The sequence below is a fragment of the Pseudomonas fjordensis genome (assembly GCF_976987115.1).
In genome coordinates this window covers 6192472-6214389 of record NZ_OZ336860.1, presented here as the reverse complement: position 1 = coordinate 6214389, position 21918 = coordinate 6192472, and the positions used below count along the sequence as shown (strand labels likewise).

17 protein-coding genes and 1 tRNA gene are annotated in these 21918 nt (G+C 59.4%); 3 read left to right on the top strand and 15 right to left on the bottom strand.

Features of this window, described 5'->3' with window-relative positions:
* Nucleotides 1-9: 9 nt before the first annotated feature.
* From ACWHXD_RS28525 to rpsU, 7 genes are all read right to left on the bottom strand, one after another.
* The gene (locus tag ACWHXD_RS28525; protein WP_138762843.1) at nucleotides 10-1713 is read right to left on the bottom strand and encodes a flavin monoamine oxidase family protein; all 1704 of its coding nucleotides are present in this window, start codon (nucleotides 1711-1713) and stop codon (nucleotides 10-12) included.
* 147 nt (nucleotides 1714-1860) lie between these two features.
* On the bottom strand, nucleotides 1861-2307 hold the full coding sequence (locus ACWHXD_RS28520; RefSeq protein ID WP_003194755.1) for an Lrp/AsnC family transcriptional regulator: 447 nt from the start codon (nucleotides 2305-2307) through the stop codon (nucleotides 1861-1863).
* A gap of 113 nt (nucleotides 2308-2420) precedes the next feature.
* Nucleotides 2421-2497 (bottom strand) — tRNA-Ile (locus tag ACWHXD_RS28515).
* 15 nt (nucleotides 2498-2512) lie between these two features.
* Nucleotides 2513-6256: a bifunctional diguanylate cyclase/phosphodiesterase gene (locus ACWHXD_RS28510; protein ID WP_138762842.1), complete on the bottom strand. Its 3744-nt coding sequence runs from the start codon at nucleotides 6254-6256 to the stop codon at nucleotides 2513-2515.
* Between the two features lie 135 nt (nucleotides 6257-6391).
* The gene (gene rpoD, locus ACWHXD_RS28505) at nucleotides 6392-8239 is read right to left on the bottom strand and encodes an RNA polymerase sigma factor RpoD (RefSeq protein WP_003194751.1); all 1848 of its coding nucleotides are present in this window, start codon (nucleotides 8237-8239) and stop codon (nucleotides 6392-6394) included.
* A 67-nt stretch (nucleotides 8240-8306) separates the two neighbouring features.
* Entirely contained in the window at nucleotides 8307-10277 is a 1971-nt protein-coding gene (gene dnaG, locus ACWHXD_RS28500) for a DNA primase (RefSeq protein ID WP_138762841.1), read from the bottom strand.
* Nucleotides 10278-10719: 442 nt separating this feature from the next.
* Entirely contained in the window at nucleotides 10720-10935 is a 216-nt protein-coding gene (gene rpsU / locus ACWHXD_RS28495) for a 30S ribosomal protein S21 (protein WP_002551877.1), read from the bottom strand.
* A 203-nt stretch (nucleotides 10936-11138) separates the two neighbouring features.
* Between rpsU and tsaD the strand changes: the two genes are divergently transcribed.
* Nucleotides 11139-12164, top strand: coding sequence for a tRNA (adenosine(37)-N6)-threonylcarbamoyltransferase complex transferase subunit TsaD (tsaD, locus tag ACWHXD_RS28490; RefSeq protein WP_138762840.1), 1026 nt, complete (start codon nucleotides 11139-11141; stop codon nucleotides 12162-12164).
* Nucleotides 12165-12194: 30 nt separating this feature from the next.
* Here tsaD and plsY read toward each other — a convergent pair whose 3' ends face one another.
* A complete protein-coding gene (gene plsY / locus ACWHXD_RS28485) occupies nucleotides 12195-12764 on the bottom strand; it encodes a glycerol-3-phosphate 1-O-acyltransferase PlsY (RefSeq protein WP_032895027.1) in 570 nt (189 codons plus the stop codon).
* A gap of 74 nt (nucleotides 12765-12838) precedes the next feature.
* Between plsY and folB the strand changes: the two genes are divergently transcribed.
* Both folB and folK read left to right on the top strand, forming a co-directional pair.
* Nucleotides 12839-13192 (top strand): dihydroneopterin aldolase, encoded by a 354-nt coding sequence (gene folB / locus ACWHXD_RS28480; protein ID WP_138762839.1) that lies wholly within the window; start codon nucleotides 12839-12841, stop codon nucleotides 13190-13192.
* Nucleotides 13183-13701, top strand: a complete 519-nt coding sequence (gene folK, locus ACWHXD_RS28475; protein WP_138762838.1) for a 2-amino-4-hydroxy-6-hydroxymethyldihydropteridine diphosphokinase — start codon at nucleotides 13183-13185, stop codon at nucleotides 13699-13701. The genes folB and folK overlap by 10 nt, the downstream gene beginning before the upstream one ends.
* A gap of 72 nt (nucleotides 13702-13773) precedes the next feature.
* On the opposite strand, the gene ACWHXD_RS28470 is transcribed toward folK, so the two are convergent.
* The 7 genes from ACWHXD_RS28470 to apaG all read right to left on the bottom strand — a co-directional run bounded on the left by ACWHXD_RS28470 (nucleotide 13774) and on the right by apaG (nucleotide 21795).
* Nucleotides 13774-15006 (bottom strand): multifunctional CCA addition/repair protein, encoded by a 1233-nt coding sequence (locus ACWHXD_RS28470; protein ID WP_138762837.1) that lies wholly within the window; start codon nucleotides 15004-15006, stop codon nucleotides 13774-13776.
* A gap of 63 nt (nucleotides 15007-15069) precedes the next feature.
* Nucleotides 15070-16635, bottom strand: a complete 1566-nt coding sequence (locus ACWHXD_RS28465; protein WP_003194736.1) for a SpoVR family protein — start codon at nucleotides 16633-16635, stop codon at nucleotides 15070-15072.
* The gene (locus ACWHXD_RS28460) at nucleotides 16632-17903 is read right to left on the bottom strand and encodes a YeaH/YhbH family protein (protein ID WP_098950197.1); all 1272 of its coding nucleotides are present in this window, start codon (nucleotides 17901-17903) and stop codon (nucleotides 16632-16634) included. Before ACWHXD_RS28460 ends, ACWHXD_RS28465 begins: the two co-directional genes overlap by 4 nt.
* Nucleotides 17904-18016: 113 nt before the next feature.
* Nucleotides 18017-19939, bottom strand: a complete 1923-nt coding sequence (locus ACWHXD_RS28455) for a PrkA family serine protein kinase (RefSeq protein WP_003194732.1) — start codon at nucleotides 19937-19939, stop codon at nucleotides 18017-18019.
* A gap of 285 nt (nucleotides 19940-20224) precedes the next feature.
* A complete protein-coding gene (glpE, locus tag ACWHXD_RS28450; protein WP_032895035.1) occupies nucleotides 20225-20554 on the bottom strand; it encodes a thiosulfate sulfurtransferase GlpE in 330 nt (109 codons plus the stop codon).
* Between the two features lie 9 nt (nucleotides 20555-20563).
* Nucleotides 20564-21415 carry a symmetrical bis(5'-nucleosyl)-tetraphosphatase gene (locus ACWHXD_RS28445; RefSeq protein WP_032895036.1) on the bottom strand — a complete coding sequence of 284 codons (852 nt, stop codon included), beginning with the start codon at nucleotides 21413-21415 and terminating at the stop codon, nucleotides 20564-20566.
* On the bottom strand, nucleotides 21415-21795 hold the full coding sequence (gene apaG, locus ACWHXD_RS28440; protein ID WP_003194726.1) for a Co2+/Mg2+ efflux facilitator ApaG/CorD: 381 nt from the start codon (nucleotides 21793-21795) through the stop codon (nucleotides 21415-21417). The genes ACWHXD_RS28445 and apaG overlap by 1 nt, the downstream gene beginning before the upstream one ends.
* Between the last annotated feature and the right edge of the window lie 123 nt (nucleotides 21796-21918).

The window sequence follows — 21918 nt, the reverse complement described above, 5'->3', positions numbered from 1 at the left end:
CTCAACTCCTTATTCTGCCAGGGCGATGGGCCCTATTTCATCGAACACGTCGCCCGGGCCTGGGTTTTGCGGGTGGGTGCTGCCACCGAAGTGGTTCATGATGCCCCACACCGCGTTGAGCGAGGTTTGTACCGCGCCTTCGACCCAGGCAGGTGTCCACGATACATCATCACCCGCGATGAAGATCCCGCGTTGTTCGGCGGGCATATCCTTTTGCATGAAGTGCGCATACATCCGCTGGTTGTAGCGATAGTGACCGGGCAAGGCGCCTTTGAAGGCCCCGAGGAAATGCGGGTCGGCCTCCCAGGACACGGTGATCGGGTCGCCGATGATGCGCGCCTTGATGTCGACCTTGGGGTAGATCTTCTTCAGTGCATCCAGGGCCAGTTTTACCCGCTTGTCGATAGGCTGGGGCAGCATCTTCAGCGCGTCGCTCATCCACGAGTAGGACAAGCAGATTACCCCTGGCTTGTCGTCGCCGTTATCGAACAGGTAGGTGCCACGGGTCAGGCGGTCGGTGAGGGTCATGCTCATCAGGTCGCGACCGGTTTGCGGGTCCTTGTCTTTCCAGAAAGGGCGATCAACCATCACGAAGGTCTTCGATGACTGCATATAGCGGGTGCGGTCCAGGGCCATCCACATTTTTTGCGAGAACAGGGTTTCGTCGCATTCGATCTGGGTGGTCAGCAGCCAGCTTTGGCAGGTGGTCAGCACCGCCGCGTATTCGCGGGTGTCGCCGTAGTTGTCGGTAACGGCGAAACGGCCATCGGCGGCGTGGGCAATGCGCTTCACGCCGGCCCGTGGCGCACCTCTATGCAGCGAGCTCAGGCTGGTACCGGCCGGCCAGTGGGCGCAGCGTTCCGGCACATGGCGCCAGATGCCCATGGGCACTTGGGCCACGCCACCGACGATCAGGTGTTGATGATCATCGCAGTTGGTCATCACCACGCGGAAGATTTCCAGCATGGAGTTGGGGAAGTCCGAGTCCCAGCCGCCGGTGCCGAAACCGACCTGGCCAAACACCTCGCGGTGGTGGAACGACAACTTGGCGAAGGCCTTGGAGGTGGCGACGAAGTCGTAGAAGGTACGGTCATCCCACAGCGGCACGAGCTTGTTCCACAACTCTTTGAGGCGCGGCACGTCGCGGTCGCGGATTGCCTGCTGGATATCGCCGAACTGCGAACCGGCCTCCAGGGCGTCGGCCCAGGCATCGGCTACTTCCTGGAACAGTGCAGGTAAATCGGAGAGTTTTTGCGCGTAGTGAGTCTGGCCTTCCAGATCGATCACGGTGCTGCCGGACGCCGGTGTCAGCGGGTTGGGAAAGGGCTTGGTTTCCAGCCCCAGCTTGTCCACGTAATGGTAGAACGCCGTGGACGACACCGGGAACCGCATGCCGCCCAGCTCGGCGATGATGCCTTCGGCGCCTTCAAAGGCCTGCGAGCGCAAACGACCGCCCATCTTCGAGGCTTCGTACACAACGGGCTTGAGCCCCAGCTTCATCAACTCGTAGGCCGCAACCAGGCCCGCGATCCCGGCGCCGACGATCGCCACTTCGGCGCCGTGATTAGCCGCAGGAATACTGCCCAGCCCGGCGGGGTGTTCGATCCAGTCATCAAAGGCAAACGGGAAATCCGGGCCGAAGATGGTGACGGGTTTCTTGCCATCGCCCGGGTGGCGATTGGGCTTGCTGAGGGTGCTGGATGGAATGCTCATGGCTGACCTTACTGACGGCTCGGCGGGAGGAGGGCCCGTTGAGTATAGGAAAAGATGGCAGCCAGTTTAGGGAGCGTTGCGCTCGTTAATAAGACGCAATGTGTCGTCGTATTGCGCTAGTTTTAGTCAATATGACGAATATAGTGATCAGATTGGTTGTCCGCGATCCAGTTTGTTACTGAGGATGATCGAGGTGGTGGTTTTCTCCACGCCGTCGACACTGCCGATCTGGTCCAGCAATTGGTCCAGTTGCTCCGGCGAATCGGTGCGCAGCCAAGCTACGTAATCGAACTCCCCACTCACCGCGCACAACTGCTGCACCTGGGCCATGGCGCTCAGCCTGCGCAACACCTCTTTGCCCGAACGGGGTTGCACGGTAATGCCCACATAAGCCTGCAACCCACCATCCGCAACGCGCTGGCCCAGGCGCACGCCGTAACCAGTGATGACCTGGGTTTTCTCCAGGCGGGCCAGACGCGACGTGACAGTGGTACGCGCGATGCCTAATTGCCGGGCGAGCATGGCCACGCTTTCACGGGCGTTGAGCTGCAGGGCGGCGATCAGTTGGCGGTCGATTTCGTCTAGGGCGGGCAAGGGGAGAGCTCCAGTGCGGGAGGGCAGTGAGCAGGCATGTTACAGGCTTGGCCCTGCGGGCAAAATGATTCAGCCAGATACGCAAAAGCCGCGCAATGCGCGGCTTTCTTGTGTGGTGGGCCCAGTAGGACTCGAACCTACGACCAAGGGATTATGAGTCCCCTGCTCTAACCAACTGAGCTATAGGCCCTCAGTAGGTCGCGGATTATAACGATGGTTTGTTCACTGTGCCATCCGAAAAATCCTCCAGCTTCGTACGAAGGAAGCTGGCGGCAAAAAGCTCCGGCGGCAGGGGCAGGCTGACGATGTAGCCTTGCATCTGTTCACACCCCTCGCTTGCGAGGAATGCCTGTTGCGCCGGGGTTTCCACGCCTTCGGCGATGATGGTGAATTGCATGCTGTGGCCGAGGGCGATGATGGCGCGCACGATGGCTGCATCGTGAGGGTCGTCGGGCAAGCCGCGCACGAAGGATTGGTCGATTTTGAGGAAGTCCAGGGGCAGGCGTTTGAGGTAGCTGAGGGACGAGTAGCCGGTGCCGAAATCATCGATCGCCAGCTGTACGCCCAGGCGCTTGAGTTGGTGCAACACCGCCAGTGCCTCTTCGGCTTGGCTCATGATGAAGTTTTCGGTGATTTCCAGTTGCAGGCAGCCGGGTTCGAGGCGGTAATCGTGCAGCAGTTGTTCGATGCGTGAAAGCAGGTTGGGGTGACGCAGTTGCGCGCCTGCGAGGTTGACCGACAGGGGGCCGAAATCCTCGAAAGCCGCTTGCCAGGCGTGCAACTGCCGGCAGGCCTGTTCCAGTACCCAGTCGCCGATTTGCAGGATCGTGCCGTTCTCTTCGGCCAGGGCAATAAAGTGCTCGGGCGGGACCTCGCCCAGCGTCGGGTGATGCCAGCGGATCAAGGCTTCGGCGCCGATCAGTTGTTGGGTGACCAGGCTGCGTTTGGGTTGGTAATACAGGCTCAACTCTTCACGTTCGATGGCGCGGCGCAGTTCGTGCTCCAGCGCTACGCGTTCATTGGCCTGGGCCGTCAGGTCGCGGGTATAGCGCTCGACCCGGTTACGCCCCTTGGCTTTGGAGCGATACATCGCGGCGTCGGCATTTTTGACCAGGGTGGCCACATCGGTACCGTCTTGCGGATACAGGCTGGTGCCGATACTGGCGCTGATAAAGAACTCATGCTCGCCGGCCTGGAAGGGCGGGGTAAAGCAGTCGAGCAGTTTATTCGCCAAGTGTTGGGCGTCGCTGGCCTGTTGCAAGCCGGGCAGCAGGATGATGAATTCGTCGCCGCCCAGGCGAGCAACGGTGTCCACGTCCCGCAATTGCTCCTTGAGGCGTACCGCGATGTCTTTGAGCAGCAGGTCGCCGACCGGGTGACCGAGGCTGTCGTTGATGTGTTTGAAGCGGTCGAGGTCGAGAAACAGCACCGCGCCCTGCTTGCCACTTTCCTGCTGGCCGTTGAGGGCGGCTTGCAGCCGGTTTTCGAACAGCGTGCGATTGGGCAGGCCGGTCAATGGGTCGTGGTGGGCCTGATAGTCGAGGCGTGCCTGGGCCAGTTTGAGGCTGGAGATGTCGGCGAACACGGCAACGAAATGCGTAACCAAGTGCTCGCGGTTACGCACGGCACTGATGGTCAACCAACTCGGGTACACCTCGCCGTTCTTGCGGCGGTTGGAGATCTCGCCTTGCCAGTGGCCGTGGGTCGTCAACTGGTGCCACATCGCCGCATAGAACGCGCTGTCATGCAGGCCGGAGGCAAGCAGGCGCGGGGTATGGCCAAGGGCTTCAACCTCGCTGTAGCCGGTTATTTCAGTGAAGGCGCGGTTGACGGCGCTGATGTTCTGCCGTGTGTCGGTGATCAAGACGCCTTCGGCGGTGCTTTCGAACACCGTGGCGGCCTGCTGCAGTTTTTCCTGCATCAACTGGCGTTCGGTGATGTCCCGGGCGATGGTCAGCATGCAATCTTCGTCGCCAATCGGCAGCGGGCGGCTGGACACTTCGCACAGGCGAATCTGGCCGTCGGCACGACGGATATGGCAGATGAAATCGCGGACAAAACCGTCGCGCTGCATCAATTCCAGCATGTGCTTGCGTTCGTTGAGGTCGACCCAGATGCCCAGGTCCAGGGCTGATTGGTCGAGTGAAGAGGCGCTGGTGAAGCCGGTCAGGTGGCTGAAACCCTCGTTTACTTCGATCAGCAGGCCGTCGCTCTGGCGACTCAGCAGCAAGCCATCGGGGGAGGCATGGAAGGCTTTGGCAAACTTTTCTTCGGAGGTTTGCAGTCGCTGTTGGGTTTCCTTGAGCTGGGTGATATCCCGCACCACCACCACCAAGGCTTCGGTGGTGTCGAGTTGGAACGGCTCGGCTGAGATCAGACCGGTAAAGGCCTGGCCATTGCTGCGCAGAAAGGGCATTTCCAGGTTGCGGATGCTGGTGGTCTGTACTCGTTGCAGCAAATCCGGGCCGCCCCCTTGAATACCCCATATATTCAGGTCGGGGGCGGTTTTGCCCACCACCTCGTCGGCGCGCAGGCCAATCTGGTCCTCGAATGCCTTGTTGACCTCCAGCAGGCAGCCATCAGACAACCGGGCAATCACCAGAATGTCGGGGCACTGCTGAAACACCGAGGCAAATTTCTGCTCGGACAGTTGCAGGGCTTCTTCGGTGCGCTTGGCTTCGCTGATGTCGATCATCAGGCCGCGCAGCACCGGCTCATGGCCGTGTTCGATCAGGCTGACAATGTCACGTACCCACAGGCAGCGGCCATCAGCGGTTATGACCCGGTAATCAATGCTGTGATCACGATTGGCACGGGTTTCCCGATAGCAATAGGCCTCGGCACGGGTCAGGTCGGCGGGGTGGATGATGTTGCGCCAGAAACCTGGAATCAGCCAATGGGCGCGGGGATAGCCGAGCAGCTCTTCAGCATGGGGCGACACGTAGCTGTAGGTGAAGTCGCTGATGCTTGCTTCCCAGGCGATGGCGGACAAGCTCTCCACCAGGCCGCGATAGTGGTACTCGCTGCTACGCAATTCTTGCTCAAGGGCGACCCGGCGGGAAATTTCCGAGCTGAGCCGGCGATTGATCCGAATGACGATTGCCAGCACCGTGCTCAATAGCAGCACCGCTGGCAGGCCGTACGTGAGCAGGTCAGCCCAGAAGGTGCGGTGATCGGTGAAACTACCGACCCAGTGTTGCTGGATCGCATCAGTTTCGGCTGAACTGAGGTCGGCGAGGACTTTGTCCAAGATGCCCACCAGGATTTTCTCATCCCGCGGCACGCCCATTGCCAGTTGGTAGCGGTAGGGCGTTTCGCCGCTGACGTACAGGCCGTCGAGCTTGAGTTGGCGCAGGCTCCAGACGCTGGAGGCCAGGTCGCCGACTACGGCATCCACTTCATCGGTGGCCAGGGCTTGCAGCGTCGAACTGACGTTGGGCATCGCCACCAGATTCAGGTCCGGATGGTGGGTACGCAGCAGTTCATGGGGCGCGTAGTTTTCCACCACGGCAATTTTCAGCCCGTACAAATCCTTGAGGCTGCGGGGTTTCGCGCCGCCTTCATGGGCCAGGATGACGATGGGAAAGTCGAGATAGGGGCGTGTGAAGGCCAGGAAATTCTGGCGTTCGGGGGTGGACATGATGCCAGGCAGCAGGTCGAGCTGGTTATTGCGGGCTTGTTCAAGCACCGCGGTCCAGTTAACTGGTTCGATCAGTTTGATTCGAACGCCCAGACGGTCTTGGAGTAGGCGTACGTAATCGGCCGCCAGGCCCTGATATCGGCCATTTTCATCGCGATATTCAAACGGTGGCCAGGACGCGTCCACGCCGAGGCGCAGCTCCTGATGGTCCGCCAACCAGCTACGCTCATCATCCGTAAGAGTCAACGCGCCAGCCGTTGCGGTCCAGGTCAGCAGCGACAGCAGTATCACGGTCGGCAATCTGGGCATAACGGTCTCGTTATGGCACGGGGAATGTCTCGAGTGTAGACGGGCATTGCGGGGGCGGGGTGATGCGGGGCAGTTAATCTGTGGAAAGCGGTCGGTAGAAAGCAAAACCCCCGGCCTGGGCCGGGGGTTCTGGTATCACTCGTCGAGGAAGGAGCGCAGATGCTCGCTTCGCGTCGGGTGGCGCAACTTGCGCAGCGCCTTGGCTTCGATCTGACGGATCCGCTCACGGGTCACGTCAAACTGCTTACCGACTTCCTCAAGGGTGTGGTCGGTATTCATGTCGATGCCGAAACGCATGCGCAGTACCTTGGCTTCACGGGCAGTGAGGCCGGACAGTACGTCGCGAGTCGCTTCTTTCAAGCTCTCAACAGTGGCGACATCGATTGGCGACTGCATGGTCGAGTCTTCGATGAAGTCACCCAGATGGGAGTCTTCGTCATCACCAATCGGCGTTTCCATGGAGATCGGCTCTTTAGCGATCTTCAATACCTTGCGGATTTTATCCTCAGGCATCTCCATGCGTTCACCCAGCTCTTCCGGGGTCGGTTCGCGACCCATTTCCTGCAACATCTGCCGGGAAATACGGTTGAGCTTGTTGATGGTCTCGATCATGTGCACCGGAATACGGATGGTGCGGGCCTGGTCGGCGATCGAGCGAGTGATCGCCTGACGGATCCACCAGGTGGCATAAGTCGAGAACTTGTAGCCGCGACGGTATTCGAACTTGTCCACCGCCTTCATCAAGCCGATGTTGCCTTCCTGGATCAGATCAAGGAATTGCAGGCCACGGTTGGTGTACTTCTTGGCGATGGAGATCACCAGACGCAAGTTCGCTTCAACCATCTCTTTCTTCGCGCGGCGGGCCTTGGCCTCACCGATCGACATGCGACGGTTGATGTCTTTGATTTCTGCAATCGTCAGGCCGGTTTCGGTCTCAAGCGCGGTCAGCTTCTGCTGGCAACGGATGATATCGGGCTGCAGGCGACCAATGGCTTCGGCGTATTTCGCCTTGCCCTTGGCCAGTGCGTCGCTCCAGCTTTCGTCAACTTCGTTGCCCGGGAACTGGCGCAGGAAATCGGTACGCGGCATGCGCGCATCACGCACACAGAGCTGCATGATTGCACGCTCTTGGGCACGCAGACGCTCAAGGGCGCTGCGAACACGCTCAACCAGGCCTTCGAACTGCTTGGGCACCAGCTTGATCGGCATGAACAGCTCAGCCAGGGCCACCAGCTCGGCAATCGCCTGCTTGTTGCCACGACCGTGCTTTTTCAGGGCCTTGCGGGTGATTTCCATTTGATCGGAAACCGCACCGAAGCGCTGGGCAGCGATAACCGGGTCTGGACCGCTTTCGGCTTCTTCTTCGTCGTCGCTGCTTTCAGCTTCGTCGTCGTCGGTGTCGTCGTCCGCTTTTGCGGCTTTCGCATCAACAGGCGGCGGCACTTCGGCGGCAGGCGGCGCAATGCCGTCGTCCGGGTCGATATAACCGCTCAGGACGTCGGACAGGCGACCACCTTCGGTGGTGACGCGGGTGTACTCGGAGAGAATGTGGTCAACCGTGCCAGGGAAGTGCGCAATTGCGCCCATCACTTCACGGATGCCCTCTTCGATACGCTTGGCGATTTCGATTTCGCCTTCGCGTGTCAGCAGCTCGACGGTACCCATTTCGCGCATGTACATGCGCACCGGGTCTGTCGTGCGGCCGATATCGGTCTCTACTGCAGCCAGCGCGGCAGCAGCTTCCTCAGCGGCGGCCTCGTCGGTATCAGCGTCGGCCAGCATAAGGGAATCCTTATCTGGCGCGACTTCGAATACGTTGATCCCCATGTCGTTAATCATGCGGATGATGTCTTCCACCTGCTCAGGATCTGAAATATCCTCAGGCAGGTGGTCGTTGACCTCCGCGTAAGTCAGGTAACCCTGCTCACGACCAAGAAGTATCAACTCTTTGATACGAGACTGCTGTTGCGCTTTTCCGGACATAACACCCTATCCACTGAAGGTCTTGGCGGGCAAAAAACAAGCCGAGGATTATACCCGAGCTATGACCTCACACGCCAGCTGAGGTCGGGTTTGATGCGTAAACATTCTGTTTTAAGAGGTCGCGCATCTGTTTTGCTATCTGAATTTGCTCTTCAGCCGATAATCCCGGCTGCCTCGCTCTCTTGATAAGTTCGTCGAGGGTCTGAGTGTGTTGACCCGCGGATAACCTATTAATGGTGTCTAAAAACTGTTGTTCAAGGTTGTCGCCGTCAATTAGCCACTCCTTTTCCGCCAGTGCCCGCAATAAACGGCCCTGTTCCGTGCCATGCCAGCGAGCCATCAACTGAATTGAGTTTAGCTTAGGGTTTTTCTGCACGGCTTCGATCAGTGCGATAAGCACCTGAGCGTAGGTGTTGCTCTCGTTGGCAAAGTGGTCGGCACTTTCAACCTTGCCGGCCAATTGCGGGTGGTGAATCAGTGTGCGCAGTGCAATCAGTGTGGGGGCTTCCACCGCTACGGGTGTGCGTGGCGCGTAGGCTTCATCGCGATCACCGCGTTTGCCGTTTTTGCTCCAAGGCTTTTTGTCCCACTTCTTGCCGCCGGCGCCCGGCTTCTTCGGCGTCCATTCCTGCTGGGGCGCGAAGGCCTCCTGAGGTTGGTGGAAGTCAGCGTAGTCCGGCATGGCGTCGTAATCCATGCCGGGGTCGTAGGCGGGCGGTGCATCCTGTGGTGCGCTGTGCACCAGCTGGCTCACGGCTTCGCCGCTCAAACCGGTGATCTCCAGCAGGCGCTGACGCATCAGCGTGCGCAAGTTGGCGCCCGGGACTTTATCGATCAGCGGCGCCGCAAGGGTGGCCATATGGGCCTTGCCTTCGAGGGAGCGCGGGTCGGCCTCTTCGGTCAGTTGCTGGAAAAAATAATCCGCCAGCGGCTGTGCATGTTGATTGATGCGTGCGCGGAACGCGTCGGTACCTTCCGAACGCACCAGGGTGTCCGGGTCTTCGCCTTCGGGCAGGAACAGGAAGCGTGCGCGGCGGCCATCCTGCAGGCTCGACAGCGTGGCTTCGAGCGCGCGCCAGGCGGCGTTGCGGCCAGCCTGGTCGCCGTCGAAGCAAAACAGCACGCTGGGCACGACGCGAAACAGGCGCTTCAAATGTTCTTCGCTGGTGGCGGTGCCGAGGGTGGCGACCGCATTGCGCAAGCCTTGTTGGGCCAGGGCAATGACGTCCATATAGCCTTCAACCACGATGATTTCGTCGAGGTTGCGGTTGTTCTTGCGCGCTTCGAACAGGCCGTAGAGTTCCTGGCCCTTGTGGAACACCGGGGTCTCCGGAGAGTTCAGGTACTTGGGCTTGTCGTCCCCGAGTACGCGGCCGCCAAAGGCGATGATACGGCCACGGCTGTCGCGTATCGGGAACATCACGCGGTCGCGGAAGCGGTCATAGCGCTTGCCGGTCTCGGCGTTTTCTACCAGCAGGCCGGCATCGATCATGGCCTTTTGCTGGAGGGTGTCGCTGCTCAGGTGTTTATACAGGTTGTCCCAGCCCGGCGGGGCGAAGCCGAGACCAAAATCCCGAGCGATTTCGCCGGTGAGGCCGCGCCCTTTAAGGTAGTCGACAGCGGCCTTGCGCTGCGGATGGCTCTTGAGTGCCTGGCGGTAAAAGTCGGCAGCGGCGGTCAGTAGCGGGTACAGCGGCGAATCGGTGGGTTGCCGGGGTTTGTGCGGGCGACCACTGTCCTCGCGGGGCACCTCCATGCCGGCGGCTTTCGCCAGGTCCTCGACGGCCTGGGGGAAGTCCAGGTTGTCGTGGTCCATCAGGAAGCCCAGGGCGTTCCCGCCCGCGCCGCAACCGAAGCAGTAATAAAACTGTTTGTCGGGGCTGACGCTGAACGATGGGGTTTTTTCTTTATGGAAAGGGCAGCAGGCGGTGTAGTTTTTGCCGGCTTTTTTCAGCTGTACGCGTGAGCTGACAACATCGACGATGTCGGTGCGGTTCAGAAGGTCGTCAATAAAGCTCTGGGGAATCAGCCCGGCCATGGCGTTCTCGTCATCACTGCGTATAAATGAGGGCCCGTGACGTGTTCAAGCGCACGTATGGAGTGCTTGAGCATCATCGTCTGCATGGGTCATCAGGAAGTGTATCTGCCGAATATTCACTGAGGGTAGTTTCTGATCAGTCTTCGGCATGGAAATGTTGCCCGGGCGTCCGGTCTTGGCCAATGGCGGCCTCGGAAACGCATCGATGGGCACAGCCGACACGGTTGATCGTCTGTTTGAAGAATAGGTGTGCTCGTCAGTAGCCTTGTTAGGCTCGTCAGAAGAGACGTGCACCGCTGGCAAAAGAGCCAGCCCTGACGTGTGAAGCAGTGTCTCGGTCGCATGTGCGGCGTCGACGGTGAAGCATCAAGCGATATCCGCAAATGCCAACAGCCCGGCTGAGGGCCGGGCTTGGCAGAAGCTTGCTACGAACGTCTGTGTATTAGTACAGACGAACGGCGCGGCGCTGTTCGCGCTGAACTTTCTTAGCGTGACGCTTAACAGCGGCTGCTGCTTTGCGCTTACGCTCAGAAGTTGGCTTCTCATAAAATTCGCGGCTACGAACTTCAGCCAGAACACCGGCTTTTTCGCAGGAGCGCTTGAAACGACGCAGAGCTACGTCGAAGGGTTCGTTCTCTTTTACTTTGACGGCTGGCATCCAGAGCTACCTTCTTTCATTACCGGGAATCAACGTTCTCGTCGCAAAAAATTCGCGGCTGAGGTCGTCGGTTTTTAAGGGTTGCGGATGTTAACCCCTCATTGCCCGGAATGCAAAGCCTCTGATCGAAAACCGCTAGTCGGGAGGGGGAGTGGCGACTATTATGCGCGCCTTCGAATTCAGCCTCTACAAGGCGCAAACCCATGCTAGTACTGGGACTTGAAACCTCCTGCGACGAAACCGGAGTCGCACTATACGACAGTGAACGCGGGCTTTTGGCCGATGCACTGTTCAGTCAGATCGACCTGCATCGCGCCTATGGCGGCGTGGTGCCGGAGCTTGCCAGCCGCGATCACGTCAAGCGCATGCTGCCGCTGATCCGCCAGGTGCTGGATGAGGCCGGCTGTGTGGCAACCGAGATCGATGCCATCGCCTACACGGCAGGGCCAGGATTGGTCGGAGCCCTGCTGGTTGGGGCCTCTTGTGCCCAAGCGCTGGCCTTTGCCTGGGGTATTCCTGCCCTTGGCGTGCACCATATGGAAGGCCATTTATTGGCGCCCATGCTGGAAAAAACACCGCCAGAGTTTCCGTTCGTCGCTTTGTTGGTTTCGGGGGGGCATACGCAGCTGGTTCAGGTGGATGGGATCGGCCAATACACGCTGTTGGGCGAGTCGCTGGACGATGCTGCCGGCGAAGCGTTCGACAAAACCGCGAAGATGATGGGGCTTAATTATCCGGGCGGTCCGGAAATCGCCCGCCTGGCTGAGAGCGGCGTTGCCGGTCGCTACACCTTCCCGCGGCCGATGTGTGATCGTCCTGGCTTGATGTTCAGTTTCAGCGGCTTGAAAACCTCTGCCTTGAACACCTGGCAGCAGAGCGTCAGCGCCGGGGACGACGGCCAACAAGCCCGTTGCGACATCGCGCTGGCGTTCCAGCAGGCGGTGGTGGAAACTTTGACCATCAAGTGCAAGCGCGCCCTGAAACAGGCGGGCATGAAGCGGCTGGTGATCGCAGGCGGCGTCAGCGCCAACAAGGCGTTGCGCAGTTCCCTGGAAAAAATGCTCGGCGACATGAATGGCAATGTGTTTTACGCACGCCCTGAGTTCTGCACTGACAACGGCGCGATGATCGCCTACGCCGGTTGCCAGCGCTTGCAGGCCGGGCAGCACGAAAGCCTGGCGATCAGCGTGCAGGCGCGCTGGCCGATGGAGCAATTGCCGCCGTTGTAAGGTTCAGGGGCGCCGGGTTCAGGCGGGTATTTAAAAATGCCGTTCGCGCCCGGCAAACAGGTCGCGTAGATTGCCGCGATGGCGCCAGACGATCAGCAGTGTCAGTACGCTCATCGGCACCAGTGCTTGCGGTTCCTGCCACGCCAGCAGCGGTAGGGTCAGTGGCGTAGCGATCAGCGCGGCCAGCGAGCTGGTGCGGGTCAGGTAGAACGTCAGCAGCCAGGCGAGCATGGCCAGTAACGCCGCAGGGGGGTAAATGCCCAGCAGCATGCCGGCCGCTGTGGCGACGCCCTTGCCGCCGCGAAAGCGGAAGTACAACGGGAACAGGTGGCCCAGGACGGCACATAGGCCCACCCAGGCTTGCTGTTGCAAGCTAAGGCCGACGAGGCTGGCGATCAGCACAGGCAGCAGGCCCTTGCACAGGTCGCCCAGCAAAGTCAGGACGGCGAGTTTCTTGCCGGCCAGGCGCAACATATTGGTGGCGCCGGCATTGCCTGAGCCGCTCATTCGCGGGTCGGGATTTCCCGTCAAGCGGCTGAGCAAAATGGCGAAGGACAGCGAGCCGAGCAGGTAGGCGAAAATCGCCAGTGACCAAAACATGCTAACTATTCCGGGCGAGGACGCCCTGATTCTAACGGGGCATCGCGCCCTTGTCGTGCTGCGGAGAAAAGTGCTTGGACAGAGTGTTTATCGAAGGCCTGGAAGTCGACACCGTGATCGGGGCTTACGACTGGGAGCGCGGAATCCGGCAATGCCTGTGCCTGGACCTGAGCTTCGCCTGGGATAATCGCCCAGCTGCGGCCGGTGATGACCTGACGCTGGCACTGGATTACGCCAGGGTGTCTGCGCGTATCCAGGCCTTTGCCGAGCAGTCCCAGTACCAGTTGGTGGAAACCTTTGCCGAGCGCCTGGCCGAAGTGCTGATGAGTGAATTCCAGATTCCCTGGCTGCACCTCAAGTTGACCAAGCCCGGCGCGGTACCGGCTGCCAAGGGCGTGGGCGTGGAGATCGAGCGCGGATGTCGTTGACTCAGGTTTATCTCGGGCTTGGCAGCAATATCGAGCGCGAGGTTCGTTTATGCGCCGGCTTGGATGCGTTGGCGGGCTTTTTGACGGATATGCGCTGTTCAGCGGTGTTCGAAAGCCAGCCGGTGGGTATCAAGAGCGGGCCGTTTTTCAATCTGGTGGTGTCGGCTTATACCGACCTGCCATTGATGGAGTTGGATCGCCGCTTGAAATCCATCGAGGCCGACAATGGCCGCTACGCGCCCGACCGCAAAGGCCTGCCGCTGGATATCGATGTGTTGTTGTATGGCGATCTGGTGGGCGATTTTGATGGCTTGGTCCTGCCGCGAGCCGAAATTCTGAAAAACGCCTTTGTGTTGTGGCCGCTGTCGATGATGGCGCCGCAGCGTCTGCACCCGGAGGCGGGCAAGACAATGGCCGAGTTGTGGCGAGACGCGCAAATTGATCAGGTATTGGCACCTGTGGCGTTCGAGTGGCAGGGTCAGCCACTCACGCCGCTAGCTCTTTTGTAGGCGCCGAGCTTGCTCGCGAAAAACCTGAGGGCGCTGCGTCGTCGTTGAGGTTCTTCGCGAGCAAGCTCGCTCCTACAGGGGCTTTTGCTGTTCCTTGTAGGCTTTCAATGCGTTTAGTCGTTCGCGCTTGAGCGCCTCGCCCAGTTCGGGGCCTTTGAAGCCTTTTTCCAGCAATGGCGCGACCGGCACTTCGCGTGCAGCCTTCGCCGCTGCCCGCAAATAATCGGCCTGTGGATAACTGCGTTGCTCAAAACCCTGTCGGCCCCGAGCGTCCATTTCGCAGGCCGCCACGAATTCTTCAAAGCGTTGCGGCCGACGGTAAACGTCGAAACTTTGCAGCAACTCCAGCAATGTCGAGGCCTTGAGCTCCAGCGCACGATGCCCATGGGTATGATATTGCCCCACCAGCAAGGCCAATTCCTGGCAATCCCTCGGCACCTTGAAACGCTCGTTCACCGCTTTGATCAGCTTCAGGCCGCGTTGCTCGTGGGCAATATGCTGCGGCAACTTATCCACAGGCGTCAGGCCTTTGCCCAAATCATGCAGCAGGCAGGCCCAGCGCACGCTCAGCGGTTGCTTGTGCAGGGCGGCCTGCTCCAGCACGCTCAAGGTGTGCACGCCGGTGTCTATTTCTGGGTGATGCGCTGCGGGCTGCGGCACGCCGAACAGCGCGTCCACCTCCGGCATCAAGGTTTTCAGCGCGTCGCAGTCACGCAGCAATTGGATAAATACCTGGGGTTGAGCTTCCATCAGCGCCCGTGAGATTTCCTTCCAACTGCGCTCGGGGGTAAGGGCCTCCAGCTCGCCGGACTCACTGAGTTGGCGCATTAACGCCAGGGTCTCGGGGGCGACTGTGAAGCCCAGAGGCGCATAGCGCGCGGCGAAGCGTGCAACGCGTAAGACGCGGAGGGGATCTTCGGCGAACGCGGGAGAAACATGCCGCAAAACACGCGCTTCAAGATCGCGTTGGCCATGGTAAGGATCAGTCAGATTACCTTCGTCGTCCTCCGCCATGGCATTGATGGTCAGGTCACGCCGGATCAGGTCTTCTTCCAGCGTAACGTCGGGGCTCGCATGGAATATAAAGCCGCCGTAACCCCGGCCATTCTTGCGTTCGGTGCGAGCGAGGGCGTATTCGTCACCGTTCTTCGGGTCGAGAAATACCGGGAAATCAGCGCCCACCGGTTTATAACCTTTGGCGAGCATCTCTTCGGCCGTCGCGCCAACGACGACGCGGTCGATATCGGTGACCTCGATGCCCAGAAGACGATCACGCACGGCGCCGCCGACCTTGTAGATTTTCATGAAAAAGCCTCCATTAGCGGCACAGGATAACGCCTGAGCCTGGCCAATGGAGGCTTTGCTGTTTCAGAGATGCACGACGGCCATGTCCAGGCGGCCGTAGTCGTTGTCGTTATGATCGCTGCGCGGTGGCACATGGTGGGTTTTCATCACCTGGTCGCCCTGCAGGGTTTCCAGATGAATATCAAAACCCCAGAGCCGATGCAGGTGCTTGAGCACTTCCTCAGTGGATTCGCCCAAGGGTTTGCGGTCGTGCTGCTGGTGACGCAAGGTCAGCGAACGGTCGCCACGCACATCGATGCTGTAGATCTGCACGTTAGGCTCGCGGTTACCGAGGTTGTATTGGGCGGCCAGGGTTTCGCGAATGATGCGGTAGCCGGGTTCGTCGTGGATGGCAGGCACCACCAGGTCATCCTTGAGGTCGTCGTCCAGGATGCTGAACAGCTTGAGGTCGCGAATCACCTGGGGCGACAGGTACTGCAGGATAAAACTCTCATCCTTGAAGCTGCTCATGGCGAACTTGATGGTCGATAGCCAGTCGCTGCCGGCGATTTCCGGGAACCAGCGGCGGTCTTCCTCGGTGGGGTGCTCGCACATACGGCGGATATCGCGGTACATGGCAAAACCCAGTGCATAGGGGTTGATGCCGTTGTAATACGGGCTGTCGAAGCCTGGTTGGAAGACCACGCTGGTATGGGACGTGAGGAACTCCATCATAAAGCCGTCAGTGACCAGGCCTTCGTCGTACAGGTCGTTCATCAGGGTGTAATGCCAGAAGGTGGCCCAGCCTTCGTTCATCACCTGGGTTTGGCGCTGTGGGTAAAAATACTGCGCGATCTTGCGCACGATGCGCACGATTTCACGCTGCCAGGGTTCCAGCAGCGGTGCGTGTTTTTCCAGGAAGTACAGGATGTTTTCCTGCGGTTCGGCGGGGAAGCGTGCATTGTCCTTGTCGCTGTTCTTGTCGGCGCGCTTGGGGATGGTGCGCCACAGGTCGTTGATCTGTTTCTGCAGGTGCTCCTCGCGTTCCTTCTGGCGCAGGCGCTCCTCTTCGGCGGAAATAGGATAGGGACGCTTATAGCGATCGACCCCGTAATTCATCAGCGCATGGCAGGAGTCCAACAGGTCTTCCACCGCATCGATACCGTGGCGTTCTTCGCACTGCATGATGTATTGCTTGGCGAACACCAGGTAATCAATGATCGAACTGGCATCGGTCCAGGTGCGAAACAGGTAATTGCCCTTGAAGAAACTGTTATGCCCATAGCAGGCATGGGCCACTACCAGCGCCTGCATGCAGATGGTGTTTTCTTCCATCAGGTACGCGATGCACGGGTCGGAGTTGATCACGATCTCGTAGGCCAGGCCCATCTGGCCACGGGTGTAGGACTTCTCGGTACTGAGGAAGTGTTTCCCGTAGGACCAATGGTGATAGCCCAGCGGCATGCCCACCGAGGCATAGGCATCCATCATCTGTTCAGCGGTGATGACTTCTATCTGGTTGGGGTAGGTGTCCAGGGCATAACCCGCCGCGATACGGCTGATTTCCCGGTCATAGGCCTGGATCAGTTCGAAGGTCCACTCGGAGCCGGTGGAAATGGGTTGGCGCTTGTTCTCTTTTTTGGCGGTCATGTCACTAACCTGCGCTGGAAGAGTTCACGGAAGACCGGGTAGATATCGCCGGCCGAGACCAGTTGCTGCTGGGCGAACGTGTCGGCAAAGGCTTCGCCGATGCGCTCGTATTCGAACCACAGGGCCTGGTGCTCACGGGGGGTGATTTCGACGTAAGTGTAGTACTGCACGAACGGCATGATCTGGTTGATCAAAATGTCCCGGCAGATCGGTGAGTCGTCATTCCAATTGTCGCCGTCGGAGGCCTGGGCAGCGTAGATGTTCCATTCGTTGGCGGGATAGCGCTCGGCCATGATCTCCTGCATCAGCTTCAGTGCACTGGAAACGATGGTGCCGCCGGTCTCCCGCGAGTAGAAAAACTCCTCTTCGTCCACTTCCCGGGCGCTGGTGTGATGGCGGATGAACACGACGTCAATCTTGTCGTAGTTCCGTTTCAGAAACAGGTACAGCAGGATAAAGAAGCGTTTGGCGATGTCCTTGGTGGCCTGGGTCATGGAGCCGGAAACGTCCATCAGGCAGAACATCACCGCCTTGGAGCTGGGGTTGGGTTGTTTGACCAGCAGGTTGTATTTCAAATCAAAGGTATCGAGGAACGGCACGCGGTGAATGCGCGCGCTGAGTTTTTCAATTTCTACCTCGATTTCCTGGATATCGCCGAAGTTGTCCGGTTCTTCGCGCTTCAAGCGTGCCAACTCTTCCTTGGCCTGCTTGAGTTTGGCGCGGCTGCTGCCCGACAGGGCGATGCGCCGGGCATGGGCTGAGCGCAGGGTGCGGATGATGTTGATGCGCGAAGGGTTGCCCTCGTTGCTGATGCCTGCGCGTACGGTCTTGAAGGTGTCGGTGCCGGTAAGGTTGCGCTTGACCAGGTTGGGCAGTTCCAGGTCTTCGAACATGAATTCGAGGAATTCTTCCTGGGTGATCTGGAACACGAATTCGTCCATGCCTTCGCCAGAGTTGCCGGCCTTGCCCGGGCCTTTGCCACCGCCGCCGCCTTGCGGGCGCTGGATATGTTCGCCGGTGGTGAATTCCTTGTTGCCAGGGTGCACCACGGTCTGTTTGCCGCCGCGACCATGGTGAAGCACCGGTTCGTCGATGTCCCGGCCGGGAATACTGATTTGTTCGCCATGCTCCATGTCGGTGATGGAACGGCGGCTGACGGCCTCTTCTACCGCCTTTTTGATGTGGTCACGGTAACGCCGTAGGAAACGCTGGCGGTTTACCGTGCTCTTGTTCTTGCCATTGAGGCGTCGGTCGATCACATAGCTCATGGGGAGCCCTCCGGGCAGCTTCACGTTACAAGCTTCAAGCCGCGAGCTGGAAGCTTAGGGACAAGCGGTCAACTGCCAGGCCGGATGCCTGGCAGTGTGCGCTTGCCGCTGCCTTACTGTGATTTGCGAACCCGCAGGTACCACTCGGAGAGCAGCCGTACCTGTTTGTCGGTGTAGCCTCGCTCGACCATGCGTGTGACGAAGTCGTTGTGTTTTTGCTGATCCTCCTTGCTGGCTTTGGCGTTGAAGCTGATGACGGGCAGCAGGTCCTCGGTGTTGGAGAACATTTTCTTCTCGATGACCACCCGCAGCTTCTCGTAGCTGAGCCAAGTGGGGTTCTTGCCGTTGTTGTTGGCACGGGCGCGCAGTACGAAGTTGACGATTTCGTTGCGGAAATCCTTCGGATTGCTGATGCCGGCGGGTTTCTCGATCTTTTCCAGCTCTTCGTTGAGGGCCACGCGATTGAGGATTTCGCCGGTTTCCGGGTCGCGGTATTCCTGGTCCTGGATCCAGAAGTCGGCGTACAGCACGTAGCGGTCGAAGATGTTCTGGCCGTACTCGCTGTAAGACTCCAGGTAAGCGGTCTGGATTTCCTTGCCGATAAACTCGATGTAGCGCGGCGCCAGATACTCCTTGAGGAAGCGCAGGTAGCGCTCGCGGGTTTCGGCCTGGAACTGCTCCTGTTCAATCTGCTGCTCAAGCACATAGAGCAAGTGCACCGGGTTGGCGGCAATCTCGTGGGGGTCGAAGTTGAAGACTTTAGACAGGATCTTGAACGCAAAGCGCGTCGACAGACCGTTCATGCCCTCGTCCACACCGGCTGTGTCACGGTACTCCTGGATCGACTTGGCCTTGGGATCGGTGTCCTTGAGGTTTTCGCCGTCGTAGACGCGCATCTTCGAATAGATATTGGAGTTCTCCGGCTCCTTGAGGCGCGACAGCACTGTGAACTGGGCAAGCATCTTCAGGGTGTCGGGCGCGCAATGGGCCTTGGCCAGGGAACTGTTGAACAGCAGTTTGTCGTAAATCTTGATTTCATCGCTGACCCGCAGGCAGTACGGCACCTTGACGATATAGATCCGGTCGATGAAGGCTTCGTTGTTCTTGTTGTTGCGGAAGGTATGCCATTCCGATTCGTTGGAGTGGGCCAGCAGGATCCCGGTAAACGGAATCGCCCCCAGGCCTTCAGTACTGTTGTAGTTACCTTCCTGGGTAGCGGTAAGCAGTGGGTGCAGCACCTTGATCGGTGCCTTGAACATCTCCACGAATTCCATCAGGCCCTGGTTGGCCCGGCACAGTGCGCCCGAATAGCTGTAGGCATCGGCATCGTTCTGCGGGAATTCTTCCAGTTTGCGGATATCGACCTTGCCCACCAACGCCGAAATGTCCTGGTTGTTTTCATCGCCCGGTTCGGTCTTGGCCACGCCGATCTGGTTGAGGATCGACGGGTAGAGTTTCACCACGCGGAACTGGCTGATATCACCACCGAACTCGGCCAGGCGCTTGGTGGCCCAGGGCGACATGATGGTGTTGAGGTAGCGCCGCGGGATGCCGAAGTCTTCCTCAAGGATCGCGCCATCTTCCGTGGCGTTGAACAGGCCCAGGGGCGACTCGAAGACGGGCGAGCCCTTGATCGCATAGAAGGGCACCTTCTCGATCAATTGCTTGAGCTTTTCGGCCAGGGACGACTTGCCGCCGCCGACCGGGCCGAGCAGATAGAGGATCTGCTTCTTCTCTTCCAGGCCTTGGGCGGCATGGCGGAAGTAGGAAACGATCTGGTCGATGCATTCTTCCATCCCATGGAAGTCTTCAAAGGCCGGATAGCGGCGGATCACCTTGTTGGAAAATATCCGCGACAGGCGCGAATTATTGGCGGTTTCCACCAGTTCTGGCTCGCCAATCGCCAGTAGCAGGCGTTCGGCGGCAGAGGCGTAGGTGCTGCGGTCCTGTTTGCACAGCTCGAGATACTCCTGAAGCGTGAGTTCTTCCTGCTGTGTGGACGCAAAGCGTTGTTGGAAGTGGCTAAAGATACTCATGACGTCGTCACCTCGCTCGATACGTGGAGCCGACGCCGGATCAATCAGTCGATGCTGGCAGCCATTGACGCATGCCAATGGCTGTTTTCCCCCCAGAACACCCTGAAACGCTACCGATGACCCGAACGCCGGTGTACCGGCTCTCCCCTGATTCGGATGGCCTGCGCTTAAGGATAGTTCGGAATCCGGGAGGTCAAGGCGCGATGCGCAATTAGTTTGGCTGCGCCGTTCGTCAGAAACGGCGCAAGCCCAAGCGTCACGCGGGGTGGCGGGGTGTGAAAAAAATTATTGCGAATCGCCTGAAGAAATTTCCGCAGGAAAGGTCGCACGCCACAGCTCAAACCCGCCGTCCAGGCTATAGACGTCGGAGAAACCCTGGCTGATCAGATACGCGGCTGCGCTCTGGCTGGAATTGCCGTGGTAGCAGGCCACGATCAGCGGCGCATCGAGGTCAGCGGCGCGGATGAAGTCGGCGATGTTGACGTTGTCCAAGTGCTGGGCGCCGGTGATGTGAGCGGCGGCATAAGTGGGTTGGTCGCGGATGTCGACGACTACCGCACCTTGCTCGCGCAGGGCCTGGGCTTCTTGGGGAGGGATACGTTTGAATTCGGTCATGGCGGGCTCCTATTGCTTGGCGGTGGCCGGCTGGGTAATGGAAAGGGGCGATTCGCACTGGCAGTCGAGGCGCTTGCCCGTGTCGATGTTCATCAGGGTCATGGCACCGCCCCACACGCAGCCGGTGTCGAGGGCGAACACGCCGGGCTCATCGCACTTGCCTTCCAGCGCGGCCCAGTGGCCAAAGATGATCTTTGTGTCTCGGGTCTTGCGTTCCTTGTAGGCGAACCAGGGCTTGTAGCCGGGAAGGGCGGTGTCGGCGCCTTCCTTGCTCTTGAGGTCCAGTTTGCCTTCGGCCGTGCAGAAGCGCATCCGCGTAAAGTAGTTGGTGATCACTCGCAGGCGGGCCACGCCCGTGAGGTCGTTGTCCCACTTCACTGGGTCGTTGCCGTACATGCCGTCGAGGTACGCGGTGTACAGGTTGTCATCGGCCAACGCAGTTTCAACTTCGGCAGCGCATTTGAGGGCTTTTTTCAACGTCCACTGGGGCGGGATGCCGGCATGCACCAAGGCCATGTTGCGGCCTTCATCGTAGTGCATGAGTTTTTGCCGGCGCAGCCAGTCGAGCAGTTGAGCGCGGTCTGGGGCTTCGAGGATTTCCCGCAGGGTGTCGCCTTTTTTGAGGCGCTCGATATTGTTGCCGGCCGCAAGCAAGTGCAGGTCATGGTTGCCCAGCACGCATACCAGAGAGTCGCGCAGGCTATAGAGGTAGCGCAGGGTTTCCAGGGACTGTGGGCCGCGGTTGACCAAGTCGCCCACCAACCACAAGCGATCATTTGCCGGGTCGAAGGCTACGCGCTCCAGCAGGCGCTTGAGAGGGTCCAGGCAGCCTTGCAGGTCGCCGACCGCGTACGTTGCCATCAGTGCAGGGCTCCGGGAACAGCCAGGCGGAAAGGCTTGATGATTGCATCGAACAGTTGGCCGTCGGTGGCCTTCATTTGATACGAGCCTTGCATGGTGCCGACCTTGGAGGTCATCACCGTGCCGCTGCTATAAGTGTGGCTGGCGCCGCTGTCGATCAACGGCTGCTGGCCGACAACGCCTGCCCCGCGCACTTCCTCGACCTGGCCGTCGCCATCGGTGATGACCCAGTGGCGCGACAGCAGCTTGGCCGGCACCAGCCCGTTGTTCTTCACTGTAATGGTGTAGGCGAAGGCGAAGCGGTTATGTTCGGGTTGTGATTGGTCCGCCAGGAAGCGGGTGACGACGCTGACGTCGATCTGATAACGAGGATCGGACATGCAAGAGGCCTTAAAAGCGAAGGACAGCAGATGCGGGTCAGTCTAGGCCAAGAGGAGGGCACTAGGCCAGACATGCTGTCTGGGCTCTTGAAGCGCGGTTAAACCTGTGGGAGCGGGCTTGCT